General features: G+C 63.6%; 12 protein-coding genes. 9 read left to right on the forward strand and 3 right to left on the reverse strand.

Annotated features, from left to right (window positions below; translation table 11 throughout):
* Positions 1 to 49: 49 nt before the first annotated feature.
* A complete protein-coding gene (locus AAA989_RS11070; RefSeq protein ID WP_338243536.1) occupies positions 50 to 505 on the reverse strand; it encodes an ion channel in 456 nt (151 codons plus the stop codon).
* A gap of 245 nt (positions 506 to 750) precedes the next feature.
* On the reverse strand, positions 751 to 3,363 hold the full coding sequence (locus AAA989_RS11075; protein WP_338243538.1) for a G8 domain-containing protein: 2,613 nt from the start codon (positions 3,361 to 3,363) through the stop codon (positions 751 to 753).
* A 182-nt stretch (positions 3,364 to 3,545) separates the two neighbouring features.
* On the opposite strand from AAA989_RS11075, the gene AAA989_RS11080 reads away from it, so the two are divergent.
* From AAA989_RS11080 to AAA989_RS11090, 3 genes are read left to right on the forward strand one after another with little or no spacing between them, the layout of a single operon-like run.
* Positions 3,546 to 4,628: an efflux RND transporter periplasmic adaptor subunit gene (locus tag AAA989_RS11080; protein ID WP_338243540.1), complete on the forward strand. Its 1,083-nt coding sequence runs from the start codon at positions 3,546 to 3,548 to the stop codon at positions 4,626 to 4,628.
* Positions 4,625 to 7,756, forward strand: a complete 3,132-nt coding sequence (locus AAA989_RS11085; RefSeq protein ID WP_338243542.1) for an efflux RND transporter permease subunit — start codon at positions 4,625 to 4,627, stop codon at positions 7,754 to 7,756. Before AAA989_RS11080 ends, AAA989_RS11085 begins: the two co-directional genes overlap by 4 nt.
* Positions 7,753 to 9,132, forward strand: coding sequence for an efflux transporter outer membrane subunit (locus AAA989_RS11090; RefSeq protein ID WP_338243544.1), 1,380 nt, complete (start codon positions 7,753 to 7,755; stop codon positions 9,130 to 9,132). The genes AAA989_RS11085 and AAA989_RS11090 overlap by 4 nt, the downstream gene beginning before the upstream one ends.
* A gap of 6 nt (positions 9,133 to 9,138) precedes the next feature.
* On the opposite strand, the gene AAA989_RS11095 is transcribed toward AAA989_RS11090, so the two are convergent.
* Positions 9,139 to 9,744: a M23 family metallopeptidase gene (locus AAA989_RS11095; protein WP_338243546.1), complete on the reverse strand. Its 606-nt coding sequence runs from the start codon at positions 9,742 to 9,744 to the stop codon at positions 9,139 to 9,141.
* Between the two features lie 365 nt (positions 9,745 to 10,109).
* On the opposite strand from AAA989_RS11095, the gene AAA989_RS11100 reads away from it, so the two are divergent.
* The 6 genes from AAA989_RS11100 to AAA989_RS11125 all read left to right on the forward strand — a co-directional run bounded on the left by AAA989_RS11100 (position 10,110) and on the right by AAA989_RS11125 (position 14,695).
* On the forward strand, positions 10,110 to 10,898 hold the full coding sequence (locus AAA989_RS11100) for a hypothetical protein (RefSeq protein ID WP_338243548.1): 789 nt from the start codon (positions 10,110 to 10,112) through the stop codon (positions 10,896 to 10,898).
* A gap of 102 nt (positions 10,899 to 11,000) precedes the next feature.
* Positions 11,001 to 11,246: a hypothetical protein gene (locus AAA989_RS11105; RefSeq protein WP_338243550.1), complete on the forward strand. Its 246-nt coding sequence runs from the start codon at positions 11,001 to 11,003 to the stop codon at positions 11,244 to 11,246.
* Between the two features lie 501 nt (positions 11,247 to 11,747).
* Positions 11,748 to 11,975, forward strand: a complete 228-nt coding sequence (locus AAA989_RS11110; protein WP_338243552.1) for a Flp family type IVb pilin — start codon at positions 11,748 to 11,750, stop codon at positions 11,973 to 11,975.
* A gap of 87 nt (positions 11,976 to 12,062) precedes the next feature.
* Positions 12,063 to 12,998 (forward strand): Flp pilus assembly protein CpaB, encoded by a 936-nt coding sequence (cpaB, locus tag AAA989_RS11115; protein ID WP_338243554.1) that lies wholly within the window; start codon positions 12,063 to 12,065, stop codon positions 12,996 to 12,998.
* Position 12,999: 1 nt separating this feature from the next.
* Positions 13,000 to 14,412: a type II and III secretion system protein family protein gene (locus AAA989_RS11120; protein ID WP_338243556.1), complete on the forward strand. Its 1,413-nt coding sequence runs from the start codon at positions 13,000 to 13,002 to the stop codon at positions 14,410 to 14,412.
* Positions 14,402 to 14,695 (forward strand): hypothetical protein, encoded by a 294-nt coding sequence (locus tag AAA989_RS11125; protein WP_338243557.1) that lies wholly within the window; start codon positions 14,402 to 14,404, stop codon positions 14,693 to 14,695. The genes AAA989_RS11120 and AAA989_RS11125 overlap by 11 nt, the downstream gene beginning before the upstream one ends.
* Positions 14,696 to 14,702 lie beyond the last annotated feature (7 nt).

A 14,702-nucleotide genomic window follows, 5' to 3' on the forward strand; every position in this document is an offset into this window, starting at 1 on the left:
CGGCTGAACAATTTCGACAGCCAATTCTCGATTTGGTGTTCTTGCCTTATTAGCTCTCAAGCTCTGGTTCACGCCAAAGTCTCTCCATCATCAGATAGCTGAACGATGCGCTCCAGGCGATGAGAACGAGGCCCGTAAGCGCTTCAATGCCTGCAAGAATACGGATGGTTCCGATGGGAAGAATGTCGCCGACACCAAGGGTCGTGTAGGACGATATCGAGAAATAGAAGTACCCCGTCAGGCCGGATGCGTCTCCGGCGCTTGCACCCTGCAGCTCACCTAACGAGGTGTGCCAGTGGAGCAGGTAGTATGTCAGCGCAAACAACATTACTTCGGCCAAATGAGCGATAAAAATCATGCTCATGACAAAGATGATAGGCCGCCTGATTTTCATTTCACCGCTGAAAATCAATCGAGCGCATTTCCTGAGCACTGCGTAGTGCAGATATAGACTTGCACTAACTAGCACGCCGGCAATCAGGGTCACCACGAGAAGATTTACCACGCCGCCCCCTTTCGATGGTTTGATGAAAGCATTCAGCGACTAAACGCGCAAGCTCTAGCTCACTGCGCATTGAAATGGATGTGCAAATTATCCTTCGGCAAAGAAGTCCCACAGTCGCTAGCGACCGGGTTGCGGACAATTGTTGAAGACAGAGCGGTAGGTTCTGAGAAGTCCCTTGGCTTTCGAAGGCGCCGCGCAAGCGGGCTGCTGGGCCCGTCGTGCGAGTAATTACTTCCCAAACCGCACTACCTGCTGACTTCCAGGCTCGCCCCCGCGATGAAAGCGCCGCCGGGGCCAGGGCCCGTAAGGCTCGCGCCCACGCCGCCGCTGGGGCTGAGCATGCTGCCATCGCCCCCATTGTTGACCACCAGCTTGACCCACAAGGCGTCCTCTCCGCGGTACCAGGACGTTTCCGAAGCCGCGTGCAAGGAATCGAGATCGGGTTGCATCGCCCCGGCACTGGCCGAGGTGAAACCGGGCAGTTCGACGATGACCGAGGAGCCATCGTCCATTTCCCGCAGGGACAATGACAGATCCTTCCTGCTGGTCTCCACGCGCACTTCCGCGCCGCTACGCAGGGTCGTCTCACCGGTGTATTCGAAGCGCCTGCCGTTGCGGCTGAGGATGACCGGATCGGCGATGGGACCATTGCCGAAGCCGAACATGCCACCCACGCTGAAGCGGCCGAAGTCCCCCTGGCAGACGGCAGCGCCCCAGTCGGGCTTCATTTCGCAGGCATCTTCGTCGGAGGCGATCCCGTTGTCGAGAACGATGTAGGCGCCGGGTATGCCACTAACGGAACCGTCGCGGTCCCGGATCGTCGCGCCGCGCCAGGCATTCTTGCGGCCGAAATCGGAAGCCCAGCGGCGCACGACCGGCGGGAAGCTGACCGGCTTGGAATTGACGAAAGTCGCCCCTTCCACGGCGTTCTCCGTGCTCATGCCGAAACTGGTATACATCAGGTAGGACAAGGCCCCGGCATCGCGGCGTTCGTTCGGCTGAAAGTTCACGAACGTCGTGTCCTGAACGTCGTGCCGCAGGTCGTAGAATTCATAGCCCCGGATGGGAAAATCCGCGTATTCGGTGGGCAGGCTGCGGCCGTAGGCGATCTCCTCGGCCGTCGAGGGATTGCCGATGTTCTCGCTCTCGCCGACGAACACCGAGTCCACGACGCGCGAGGTATATTCGGCCCTGCCCACTGCGGACGCGGCGTGCGTGAAGCCGATGGCATTGTCGGCAACGCGTAGGTTGCGGAACAGGTGCAGTTCCCCGCGCGCCCAGACCGCACCGTTGCGGTTCTTGTAGCCGGTGAAATCCTCGAACAACGAAACCTGCGGTTCGGTGTCGGGGTTTGACGGGTCGAGAGTGGGGAAGTGGTAGTTGCTGCCCCCCACGCTGAAAGTGCCGTCGGGGTTGGGGCCGCGGTCGAACATCAGGCCATCGAAATTGGAATGGGCGGTATTGCCGCTGAACTCGCGCACGCGGGTGCGGCGCGGCCAGGTATTCTCGCTGGTCTGCGTGCCTTCAAAGGCGCCCGTCGGATGCACTGGCAGCGCGAACCAGAACCCGATCTGATCGGAGCCGGCGGCCACGTTGTCGCGATAGATGTTGTCCGGGTTCGTGATCCAGAAGGTGGAGGCCGTGTTGTCGGAGGGAAGCAGGATGTGCTCGGATGCCTGCCCCTCCGGCCCGGTGATCGGACGGCCCGGCGCCAGGTTGGTGGGGATGCAGGGCAGGGTGGGGTGGCACTTGGTCTGGATGCCGAGGTTGCGCACGAACTGGTTGCCCGTCTCCACGCCATCCTCGAGGAAGAAGCAGTGACCGACAGTGTCGAAGGTCACGTTGTTTTCCACCCGCGCGTTGTTCGTGCCATGCACTGTAACGCAGCGATTGTAGCTGTTATGGATCGCGGAATTACGGACGTACTGGCCGAGGCCTTCACCGATCAGGTGCCAGTGGATGGGATAGCGCGCCAGGTTCAGGTGCTGGCCCATGCGGAACAGCTCTACGCCCGAGACGAACATCCGGGAGCCCGACATCGCCATGATGTGTCCGCCGAAATAGGACTCTTCGGAATCCTCTGACGACTGGATGCGGATATTGCGCGTCAGCAGCCCCACTTCTCCGCGCTGGTCGACGCCGTGGGTGATAGCTCCGAAATGCATGAACTCTAGCGGGCGATCCAGTGTGATGACGTTGCCTTCAACGGCGGTCACCGTGCGCTTTTCGGACTGGCGCGGGTCGAAGTCGGTAGAAGCGAGCACGATCTCGTCGCCCTGTCGCCAGTCGCCTGCATCAAGCACTTCGATGGACGAGCTTCCGGCCTCGGCGGTGCGCGCCAGCTTGGTCCAGCTGTGGTCGCGATTGCCCTGCAGGCTGAGCGTGCCGCCCATCAGCATGATCCCGCGATCGCCCATCGTGTTGATGTCCTCTCCGGGGAAGGCATCGGTGAGGGTGATCGTGGCCTTGCTGGTGTGCGGCTCGTCCTCGCTGCCGATATGCAGGGCGCCGCCGCGCACGTAGATCCAGTCGGTTGCCAGATCGATGTCGAGCGCGTCGGAAAAGCGGAGCGTGCCATCGATCGTCAGGCTGCGCAGGGGAGGTGGAGCGATGTCGAGAACGACGTCGGTTCCTCGCGCGATCGTTACCGCGTCGCCCGCGTCCGGCACTCGGCCATCGGGCCAGGATGCAGGGTCGGACCATAGCAGGGGACGGACCGCTGCCGGCAGCGCGTCTGCGTTGGCCACGGTCTGCTGGTGATCATGTGCCGATTGTGCGTCGGCCTCGGCGGCCAGACCCGGCAGACACGTGCCGGCAAGCAGAAGGGAAAAACCGATCAGGTGAAATCGCAGATGCATGAACATGACCCCCGTCGCCGGGGAGCGATTCCCGGCATCCTCTCTCTACGGGCATCTTTGCAGCGCTTCGGGAGATTGCAAGTCTCCTGAAGCTTCGCGCCCGGGAGGGGGTAGGGCGCCCGGCGAAAACAGAGCCTAAAGCATGGCTTTCAATGACTGACCAGTCGTCTACAACCCTCGTGATGAGAGCCCCCCATCTCATGTGTGCAATCGTGGCATTCTTTCTCGCGGCCTGTTCGGAGGACGCGGAAAGGGAAGCTGACGATCCCGTCGCCATCGTGGCCGAGAACCCCGTGATGCTGGCGGAGCAACTGACCGTGGAGGCGGTCGGCTCCGCAAGAGCTTCGACGTCGGCCGATCTCTATCCGGAAACCGCCGGGCGCGTTGTCGCGGTGCGATTTTCCGCAGGCGACTTCGTGCGCGAGGGACAGCCGCTCGTGGTCCTCGATTCCCGGCAGGAGCGGCTGGCGGTGGACCTTGCGCGGGTGCAGGTACAGGAAGCCTCGCAGCTGCTTGCGCGCTATCGTCGCATCGAGGATACCGGCGCCATATCGGAAAGCCAGATCGAGGCCGGTGAGACGGCCCTCGCCAGCGCACGGGTCGAACTGGAGCAGGCCCGCGCGGCCCTGGCCGACCGTACGGTGCGCGCGCCCTTCAGCGGACATATCGGCCTGACCGAGGTCGACCCCGGTGACAGGATCGGGCCGGATACGCTGATTGCTCAGCTCGATCAGCGCTCCACCCTGTATGTCGATTTCCCTGCACCCGAAGGCGCTTTCTCTCGCCTGAGTGCCGGAACCGTGGTGGACGTGACGCCCTTTTCCGACCCCGACAGGACCATGTCCGCAAGGGTCGTTGCGGTGGACAGTTCCATCGCCAGCGAACAGCGCACCTACATCGTGCGAACGGCAATCGACAATTCGGACGATCGGCTGCGACCCGGCATGAGCTTCCGCGTCCAGTTCGAAGGGGCAGGCATAACCCGGCCCGCCGTGCCTGAGGAGGCGATAGTCTGGGGCGGCGAGGGATCCTATCTCTGGCAGGTGGTGAACGAGGCCGCGCAGCGTGTGCCGGTGACGATCACCTCGCGGCGCGATGGCCTGGCCCTGGTCGACGCTGAAATAGGCGCGAACGACATGGTCATCGTGGAGGGCGTCCAGAAGGTTCGCGAGGGACAGGCGGTTGCACTGGTGCAGCCCATGCAGCAGGACACCGTACCGGTGCAGATGGGGCAGGGCGATGCTGCCGTGGAAGCCGGATCGTGAGCGCTGATCGTAACGATCTTCCTTTGCTGGCGGTAAAGCGCCCGCTGCTGATCGGCGTCCTCAACCTGCTGATCGTGCTGGCCGGAATGGCAGCCTATTTCGGCGTCGAGGTGCGCGAACTGCCCGACGTCGATCGTCCCATCGTCACAGTCTCCGCCACGTTTCCCGGCGCTGCTCCCGAAACGATGGACGCCGAAGTCACCAGCGTTCTCGAAAATGCCGCCGCCAGGGTCAGCGGAATTCGCGAAATCCGCTCCTCCAGCGAGGAAAACAACTCGCGCATCCGGATCGAGTTCAACCCCGGTGCCGATCTCGATACGGCGGCGGCCGATATCCGGGAGGCAGTGTCGCGCGTGACGCGCGAATTGCCCGACAGGGTGGAACAGGTGCGCGTGGTCAAGGCCGACGAGGATGCCGAATCCATCCTCACCATCGCCGTCACCAGCGATCGATACGATACCGCCAGCCTCACGCAGATCGTCCAGAACGACATCATTCCTGAAATTCTCACCGCCGAGGGTGTGGCCAGCATCGACGAATTCGGTTCGCGCCCCCAGCAGCTGCGCGTCGCCATCGATCCGCAGCGGCTCAACCGCTTCGGCCTGACGATTTCGGACGTGGCCGCCGCGCTGGAGCGCGCCCCGTTCGACGTTCCGGTTGGCAGCTTCCGCAGCGATGCGCAGGAACTGATCGTTCGGGCCGAAGCCAACGCCAGCAATCCCGAGCGCGTGCGCGACGTAGTGATCGACGGCACGACACGGATCGGCGACGTGGCGGAGGCCTATTTCGCGCCCGCCGATGCCACCAACTTCGTGCGCCTGAACGGCGAGCCCGTCGTGGGCCTGGGCGTCATCCGTCAGGCCGGGTCCAACACCATCGACATCTCGGATTCGGTGAACGAGACCGTTCGCCGGGTGAACGAGCGGTTCGACGATATCTCCATCCGGGTGATATCGGACGACGCCGAATTCATCCGCACGTCGGTGCGCGAGGTTCTGATCACCCTGGGTTTCACGATCCTCGTGGTGCTCGTGACCATGCTGGTGTTTTTCCGTGCCATCGGCCCCACCATCATTCCCGCAACGACCATCCCCGTCGCCCTGATGGGAGTGATCGCCGGCATCTGGCTGATGGGCTTTTCCATCAACCTGCTGACCCTGCTCGCGCTGGTGCTCGCGACCGGGCTGATCGTGGACGATGCCATCGTCGTGCTGGAAAACGCGCAGCGATTGCAGAACAAGGGGTTCGGCAAGCGCGCGGCGGCGGTGCTGGGCACGCGGCAGGTGTTCTTCGCCGTGGTCGCCACGACAGCCGTCCTAGTATCGGTATTCGTGCCGATATCCTTCCTGCCATCGCAGGCCGGGCGGCTGTTCCGGGAATTCGGCTTCGTCCTGGCGCTGGCGGTAGTCCTGTCGTCCTTCGTCGCCCTGTCGTTGGTTCCGGCCCTGGCCGCGCGCATCGACCTTACCAGCGACGACGACCGCAGCGAGGGTCGTCTGCGGCAGGTCAGCGACTGGCTGGCCCGCACAGGCGGTGCGATCCGCAAGCTCTACACGGGCGCGCTCCACGCCTGCCTCGGCCGGCCATGGGTAACCTTGGGCTCCTGCGTTGCCGTCGCGCTTGCCAGCGGGCTCCTCTATCTCTCGCTCGACAACGAACTGGTGCCCGACGAGGACCGCGGATCGGTGCGCGTGCGGGCGCAGGGGCCGGACGGCGTGGGCCTCGCCTTCATGGACCGCGAACTGGACGAGATCGAGGCCGTCCTCCAGCCGTTGGTGGAGGATGGCACGATCGTCTCCATGCTGTCGATTGTCGGTCGCTACGATCCCAACCGCGTGCAGGTGAATGCCGAACTGGCCCCCTGGGACGAACGCGACATAGGGCAGACGGAGGTGGTGCAGCAGCTGCGCGAACCGCTTGAGCGCATCCCCGGCTCACGCGCTTCTCCCAGCGGACGCGGGACCTTGAGCTTCGGCGGAGGGGGCAACGACAGCATAGAGGTGGCGCTGACCGGCGCAGAATACGAAGGCATCTACGCCTCTGCACAGGCCTTGGCGGAGGCGATCGATACGCAGTCCGAAATCCTCTCCAACCCGGATATCTCGTACCAGCCCACCCAGCCGCAGATATCGATCCAGATCGACCGGCGCAGCGCCGCCGACCTTGGCGCGGATCTCGACGATCTTTCGCTCACGCTGCGATCGATGGTCGGCGGCGAAGAGGTCGTCGATCTCAACGTGGGTGACCAGTCGATCCCGATCTTCCTCACCTCGCAGACGGTATCCATCACCAACCCCGAAGACCTGCGAAACCTGTACGTGCGCGGGCGCGACGGCCTCCTGATACCGCTGTCCAGCGTCACCACCATCGTCGAACAGGGCATAGCTGCCGAACTGGACCGCACCGAGCAGCGCCGCGCCATCGAAGTGGAGGCCGCCATTGCTCCGGGCGTGGCGCTGGCCGACGCAGTGGCCGAGATGGAGCGGCTGGCCGATGAAACAATCGCCGACGACATAGACATGCTGCTGCAGGGAGAGGCGCAGTCGTTGCAGGAAACCGGGAACGACCTGCTGCTGACCTACCTGTTCGCACTGGTGATCGTATTCCTCGTCCTGGTCGCGCAGTTCGAGGGGTTGATGAGCGCGCTGGTGGTGATCCTGTCCGTGCCCTTCGCGCTTGCCGCCGCCGTGCTGGCGCTTTTCCTGTCGGGCACATCGCTGAACATCTATTCGCAGATCGGGCTGGTGATGCTGATCGGCCTGATGGCGAAGAACGGCATCCTGATCGTCGAATTCGCAGACCAGTTGCGGCAGGAAGGTCGCGAACTGCGCGAGGCTATCGAGGAAGCGGCGACGATCCGCCTCCGCCCCATCGCCATGACGCTCGTCTCGACCGTCATCGGGGCGCTGCCGCTGATCCTTGCCAGCGGTGCAGGTGCCGAGGCTCGGCAATCGATTGGCTGGGTGATCTTCGGCGGCCTTGGCATAGCGGCGGTGTTCACGCTGTTCCTTACCCCGGTGATCTACCTTGGCCTGGCGAGGTTTGGTGAGCCGCGAAGCGTCGACCTGCGTCGCGTGCGTGAGGAAATCGAAGGGGCGGACGAGGCCGCCGCGCTGTCTGCCGCATGATCGAAAGGCCGTTTCTGGTGCTTCTTGCGGGGCTGGGACTATCGGCCTGCAGCACGACCATCCCTGACGCGCCCGGCCCTTCCGAGATCGAACTGCCCGGTGAGTTCGCGGCGGACTATCGTCCTCCCCTGGGCGGCGAGGAGCGGTGGTGGAACGGCTTCGACGATGCAGAACTGACCACGCTCGTCGAGCAGGCACTGATCGTGAACTACGACATCGCAGCCGCCCGCGAGAGGCTGGCGGCCTCGCGCGCGCTGCTGCGAGCCGAGCGCGGCGACCGGCTGCCCGCGATAGACGGCGTGGGCGACATCGGTTTCGACATCACCTCCGACAGCGACAGCGACACGCTTTCGGCCGGCGTCATCGGGCTGTTCGACCCGGATATCTCGGGCCGGCTCTCGGCCGAGATCGAGGCTGCCGCGGCAAGGGTCTCGGCGGCGGAATACCTGGTCGAGGATCGGCGGCGGATCGTGGCTGGCGAGGTGGCCCGCCAGTATATCGAACTGAGGCGCACCGGGGAAAGACTGGCGCTGCTGGAGGAATCCACCGAGTTGCAGCAGGAAACGCTGCGGATCGTCACCCTGCGCTTCGAAGCGGGACTGTCGGCCAATCTCGATGTTCGCAGGGCCGCCGCGGACCTTGCCCAGACGCGCGCACAAAGGGGTCTGCTGGAACTGCAACGATCGCAGGCTGCCCATGCCCTGGCCGTGCTGACCGGCGACATACCCGGTACGCCGCCGCCGGTCGGTGACAGGGCCGCCGGTGTGCCAACTTTCGAAGACGGCCTTCCCATCGGGTTTCCCGCAGACCTGCTGCGCCGGCGACCCGATGTCCTGGTGGCGGAAGCGGACCTGGTGGAGGCCGCGGCGGAGATCGGCATCGAGCGGGCGGACCTTCGTCCCTCGCTCGTCATCTCCGGGCAGGCGCTGATCGGCGACGGCTCGTTCGGAGGGATCGTCTCCGACTTCCTGGGCAGCCTGGGGGCAGCCCTCGACCTGCCGTTGTTCGACGGCGGCCGTCGAAGGGCCGAGGTCGAAGCTGCCGAATACGAGATGCAGGCGCGATTCAGCGAGTACCGCCAATCCGTATTGCAGGCGATGGCGCAGGTGGAGAACTCGCTTGTCGCAATAGAGGCCTATTCGAGCAGGAGCGATGATCTGCGTGAAGCCATCGCCGAGAGCGAAAGGGCGTTCGAACAATCCAACGCCTTGTACCGGGAAGGGCTGGCAACCCTGTTCGACGTACTGGATTCGCAGCGGCAGCTCATCAGCAGCCGCCAGGCGCTTATCGACAGCGAGGCAGCGCTGGCGGCATCGATTGTCGAACTCTACTCGTCGGTAGGTGGAGGAATGATCCCGGCGCCACAGGCCGGCTGATCAGCTTCAGTTCGCGGCTGCCGGATCCACGGAATAGCCGTCGACCCGGATTTCGTAGTGAACGTGCGGACCCGTGGAGCGCCCCGTGGAACCGGAGCGGCCGATCATCTGACCATCCTCGATAATGTCTCCCGGTCTCACGGAAACCGCGGAAAGATGTCCGTAGCGCGTTTCCACCCCGCCGCCGTGATCGATCGTGACGAGCAGTCCGTAGCCGCCCGACCATCCGGCCACGACCACGCGGCCGCCCGATGTCGCCGAAACTGGCGTCCCCGTCGCCACCGCCAGGTCAAGACCCTGATGGCTGCTGCCGCGCCCGGTCAGGGGATGCACCCGGTAGCCATAGCGGCTGGAGAGGCGCGCGCCTGACACCGGCAGGCCGACAGGCAGGCTGGCATTCTCGGCACCCGGCCTGGGGCGCGTCGCGGAAAACCGCACGGTCGCCATTCCGTTTTCATCTTCGCTGCGCACGGCATAGCGGGTCGCGCCCTGGACGGTATCGAAACCCACGGTCACTTCGGCGCGAGGCTGGGCGTTGACGCTGGCACTGCTGACAGAGGTGATCCAGACTTGGCCGGACCCGCCCGACAGGGCGATTTCGGGCGCTGACACATCCACATCCTGCGCGAGGCTTGCAGCCGGAAGGGTTGCAGCAAACGCTGCCCAAATCATGCCGATAGCGATGACCCCATTGCGCATGGCACCCCCGTGAACCGGTTTACAGTTTACCGGACAAGTATACTCAACTCCAGTCAAAATAGCGGCAGAGGCGTATCGGAGCGGGCCAAGTCGTTGGTTTTATACAAGTCCTCCAGATTGCCACATGGGGCGTTCCAGCAAAGAGGACTGCAAGTTAGATTGGGAAATGGTCTTGCTTTTCAGAGTCCTGATGTTGCCTGACGCTGAAATTTCCCTTACACCAGTTACCGCAAACGGCTTTCGACAGGGGTAGTTGGTTCGTGGCCGAAGGGGCAACTTTGAAACACTTTTTTGTCGTCAAGGCAGGGGATCTGCTGGCGCTGAATTACCTACCAGTCGAACACCAGTCCCCGGTCGGGGTCGAATGGATCAACAGGGGCAACGACAGGAAGCTTTCCCCCTCCACTCTGGAGCAGCTCCTCCGCACATTTCATCTGCAGGATGCCTCGCCCAGCATCGTAGCCCTGCGCGAATCCTCGGGCCTTCGGGTCATGTTCGAAACCGAGGGGCAGCGCGCGGCTTTCGCCCGCGAGTTCGAGGAGGCGCGGCGCATGGAGAAGGCGGAGCGTGAACATACGGTCACCGCGATCTTTCCCGACCTGGGGGCGGCCGAGACAGCGGCGAAGGAACTGTTCGCTCTGGAGGTACCCGAGGCTGCGATCTCGTTCCTGTGGCGCAGCAACCAGTTTACGGAGCCTTTCCCAGCGCGGGCCGGCCACACGAGGAGTCGCGTGCTGGCCAATGTCACAAGCGGCGGCATCGCCGGCGCTGCACTGGGCGTCGCCATACTGGTGATACCGGGCGTCGGGCCTGTCGCGGCGGCGGGCGCGGTGCTGGCATCGGCCTACTCGGCCGTGGCCACGGCCAGCGGCATCATCGGGGCGACGGGCGCCGCCATGGCCACGATGTTGAGCGATATGGACGTCGACGGAATGGCGACCAACCACCAGGAGCAGCAGCTGAAGCGGGGCCGCGTCTTCCTGGCCGTCGACCGTCGCAAGACCGAAGTGGCCGAGCAAAAAATCGTCCGTGTGCTGGAGCAAAACTGCGGACGGTGCGTAGTATAAGTCGATGGAAGTGAAAGGGACTTTGGAGGGTCAGGAACTAAGGAGTTAAGTCATTCCCGGCCGAGTTACCCGATATTTACCAGATTGCGCGATATCTGCGGCATGACCCAGAGGCGCCTTTCGATCATTCGATGGTTTCTACGCTCAGCAGCGGTGCTGCTGGCGCTGAACGAGATCCGCGGCCTGATCCTCGCGGCACCGGTCTTCTACGCCATGTACCAGGCCGGAGGTTCTCTGATGGCCATCTGGCTCGGCGTCAGTTCGCTCCTCGGCATTGCGCTGTCCGTGATACTTCCGGTGTTCGTCCTGAAAAAAGTGGAGCAGCGGCTGGATCCCGAAGCGTCCTGACGGAATTCTTTCGGTCGCAATAGACTTCGCGTCCAACCCGCTCGGCTATTAGCCAGGCTCCCCAACTACAGATGATCGGCCACTTGGCGAAGCCCACCCTGTTCGGGCTGGCCACCCACGCCCTCAACGAATCGACTGGCGGGCCGCGATTCGCGACTTGGCAGGTCGAGTCGCGCTTTCAGAAACTGTCCCCGGATGGAGCATTAGTGCAACATGGTTACCAACCTGTTAACCGTGCACGTTAGGAAATTACCCCTCTAAGTAATTGCAAATCGGAGATGTTTTTTTCCGAGTTAAGGATTCTTTGCTTCGAGAACCGATTTTGCGGAAACTCTGAAGCGTCGAGGGGGCAGACACCAAGCGCCAGAACTGACGATCGAAATTCAAGCGAATCGGATCGAACAGGGGGCTGGCGCCAGGGTTCTACCTCAGACAGGAGCGGCAACCGGAAATAGAAGCCGGGCCGCGTGGTATGAACAACTGAAGAAGTGAGATATTGACATGAAAACTTTCCTGAAGACTTTCATCGCTGACGAAACCGGCGCCTCGGCTGCCGAATACGCGCTGATCATCGCCGTCGTCGGCGTCGGCGTTGGTGCCGCCGCGCTGTTCCTCGGCGCGAACGTCACGCGAGCCATCGAGGGTGCGGGCTCGGACGTCTACGAGTGCAGCGTCGACTCCACTGCGACCAACGCCGGTGGCGCGACTAACGGCACGAAGAGCTGCTAATTTGAGAAGGCCCCCGCGAGAAAGTTCTCGCGGGGGCCTTTTTATTTGCTACAGTAATCTAACAGTTCACTTTCTGGGGGGAAAGTCATGGGGGGTCGTAACCTCGCTATACTCGCGATTGCGGTAGTTCTCGGTATATTCGCTGTGTTCATGGCGAACGCCTGGTTCTCGGGCGTTGAAGAACAGCAAGAGCGCATTGCAGAGGAGCAGCAGTTGACGCGTATCGTCGTGGCGACGCAGCCGCTGCAGTTCGGTTCTCCTCTAACACCCGAAAATCTTCGGATGCAGAACTTCCCGGCTGGGGCAGTTCCGACCGGTGCTTTCATGACCATCGAAGATGCGATGCAGGGCGGGCGCGTGGCGCTTCGCCCTATAGTGCCGGGTGAGCCCGTTCTGGCAGACAAGGTCAGCGGGTCCGGGGGCCGCGCGGTGCTTTCGGCACTGCTGCCCGACGGGATGCGCGCCGTTTCCATCCCTGTGAGCGCAGTCACGGGGGTGTCCGGTTTCGTGCGGCCCGGCGACATCGTCGACATTATGCTGACCCGCCAGATCCCCGGCGAGGGTGCGACAGCGAATGACCAGATGATCGACGTGATCATGGAAGGTGTTCCAGTTCTTGCCATCGACCAGGTGGCCAGTGACGACGCGACCGACCCGACGGTCGGCAGCACCGCGGTTGTCCAGGTTGATCAGTACGGCGCGCAGAAGCTGGTGCTGGCCAACCGCCTGGGCCAGCTGACCCTGGCGCTGCGCAATGTCGAGAACCAGGAACCCGGCGCGCTCACCACGGTGACGTCGCGCGATCTGGGCGATCCGAGCATCTATCTGGCGGGGCGCGCCTCCCGTTCGCCGCCGCCCAGCCAGCCCGCTCCGCAAATCGTTTATGCGCAGCCGTCCTATGCGCCGCCGCAGCAGCAGGCCTCGCAGCCTTCTGCGCCGCCGCGTCCGACGGGGCCGACCATGTCGGTGATCCGCGGTACGGAATCCACCGAATACCCTGTCGGTCGCCTGGGGGGGCGCTAAGATGATCACTTTCAATACCTTCACGGCCGCCGCCGCGCTGGCCCTCGCCACGCTGGCCACACCGGCCCTGGCGCAATCCGACGACTACGGCCTGCACGCAGGCGAACTGGTCGTTCCGGTCAACAAGAGCCAGGTCGTCACGACCTCCGAACGCATCGATCGCGCGATGATCGGCAACGACGAGATCGCCGATGTCCTGCCGCTGTCCGAACGTTCGATCTACGTCCTGGGCAAGTCGCTGGGTACGACCAGCCTGACGCTTTACGATCGCAACAACCGCGTGATCGCGGTGATGGACGTTTCCGTCGGGCCCGATGTCGATGGCATGCGCCGCCAACTTGGCGAACTGCTGCCCGGCCAGCCGATCGAGGTTGGCCTGTCCAACGGGTCCATGGTGCTTTCGGGCACCGTCAACGATGCCGGCGCGGCCGACCGCGCCATGCGCCTTGCCAGCGCCTTTGCCGGAGAGCGGGTGATCAACCTGCTGGGCATGGGTGCCAGCCAGCAGGTGATGCTGGAAGTGCGCTTTGCCGAAGTGAACCGCAACATCGGTGAGCAGTTGGGGGTCAGCGGGTTCGGTTTTAGCGACGGAGGGCGGTTCGGCGCAGCCGTCGGCAGTGGAGCGGGGCGTCAAGCGAATAGCGATGATGCCTCTATCCTCACGCTCGACCCGATCACGGACGCGTTCGGCGTATTCGGTGCGCTATTCGAACTGGGCGACCTAAGCGTTGAAGCCTATCTGGACACGTTGGAGCGCAACGGACTCTCGCGCACTCTGGCGGAGCCGACCCTGGTGGCACTTTCCGGCGAAAGCGCATCGTTCCTTGCCGGTGGCGAATTTCCGGTGCCGGTCGCGCAAAGCGCTTCGATTGGGGCGGGCGATGGCGGTGCGACGGCAATCACCGTCCAGTTCAAGCCGTTCGGCGTCAGCCTCGCCTTCACGCCGACTGTTCTCGGCAACGGCGTGATCAACATGGTCGTGGAGCCGGAAGTCAGCTCCATCGATCCCAGCGCCTCCGTCACCATCAGCGGCCTGACAGTGCCCGGCCTGCAGACACGTCGTGCCCGCACGACGCTGGAGGTTCGCGATGGCGAAAGCTTCGCGATCGCCGGGCTGCTGCGCGACGAGACGCAGGCGACGACGAACCAGCTGCCGCTGCTCGGCTCGCTGCCGATCATCGGCTCGCTGTTCCGCTCCACCAGCTATCAGCGCGGCGAGACGGAACTGCTGATCGTGGTGACGCCGCGCCTCGTCCAGCCGATCCGGCCCGACCAGGTGCGTCTGCCGACCGACCGCGTGCCGTCGCCCGACGTGCTGGACGTGCTGCTGAACGGCGATGTCTACCAGCCCCGGGATCTGCCGCCTGCGGCTCCCGCAACCGAAACCACGGAAGGTGCAGGCTATGAATATTAAGCACACCGCCACCCTGCTGCTTTGCGGAAGCCTGCTGGCCGGATGCGCCAGCACCTACAGCGCGCAATCGGGCATACTGGATCCGGAGGCTTTCGGTGAAGCGAACCGGCAGACCTACGCCGCGATGATCATCAATCCCGATCCGGTCTATGCCGAACCGATGGAAACCAGCGCGGATTCCGCGGCTGCCGCCGTGGAACGCGTCCGCACCCGCACCGTCATCCAGCCGGAGGCCGAGGACACCACGTCCATCGGCGGCGGCGGTGGTGGCGGCGGGAACTGAGGGAGTT

The organism is Aurantiacibacter hainanensis, assembly GCF_036321025.1.
GTDB classification, from domain to species: Bacteria; Pseudomonadota; Alphaproteobacteria; order Sphingomonadales; family Sphingomonadaceae; genus Alteraurantiacibacter; species Alteraurantiacibacter hainanensis.

Excerpts from the sequence above, each read along its gene's own strand:
- cpaB (WP_338243554.1), top strand. The coding sequence starts at position 12,063 with ATGGGGGGTCGTAACCTCGCTATACTCGCGATTGCGGTAGTTCTCGGT.
- AAA989_RS11105 (WP_338243550.1), top strand. The coding sequence starts at position 11,001 with ATGACCCAGAGGCGCCTTTCGATCATTCGATGGTTTCTACGCTCAGCA.
- AAA989_RS11090 (WP_338243544.1), top strand. The coding sequence starts at position 7,753 with ATGATCGAAAGGCCGTTTCTGGTGCTTCTTGCGGGGCTGGGACTATCG.
- AAA989_RS11080 (WP_338243540.1), top strand. The coding sequence starts at position 3,546 with ATGAGAGCCCCCCATCTCATGTGTGCAATCGTGGCATTCTTTCTCGCG.
- AAA989_RS11125 (WP_338243557.1), top strand. The coding sequence starts at position 14,402 with ATGAATATTAAGCACACCGCCACCCTGCTGCTTTGCGGAAGCCTGCTG.
- AAA989_RS11110 (WP_338243552.1), top strand. The coding sequence starts at position 11,748 with ATGAAAACTTTCCTGAAGACTTTCATCGCTGACGAAACCGGCGCCTCG.
- AAA989_RS11075 (WP_338243538.1), bottom strand. The coding sequence starts at position 3,363 with ATGCATCTGCGATTTCACCTGATCGGTTTTTCCCTTCTGCTTGCCGGC.
- AAA989_RS11120 (WP_338243556.1), top strand. The coding sequence starts at position 13,000 with ATGATCACTTTCAATACCTTCACGGCCGCCGCCGCGCTGGCCCTCGCC.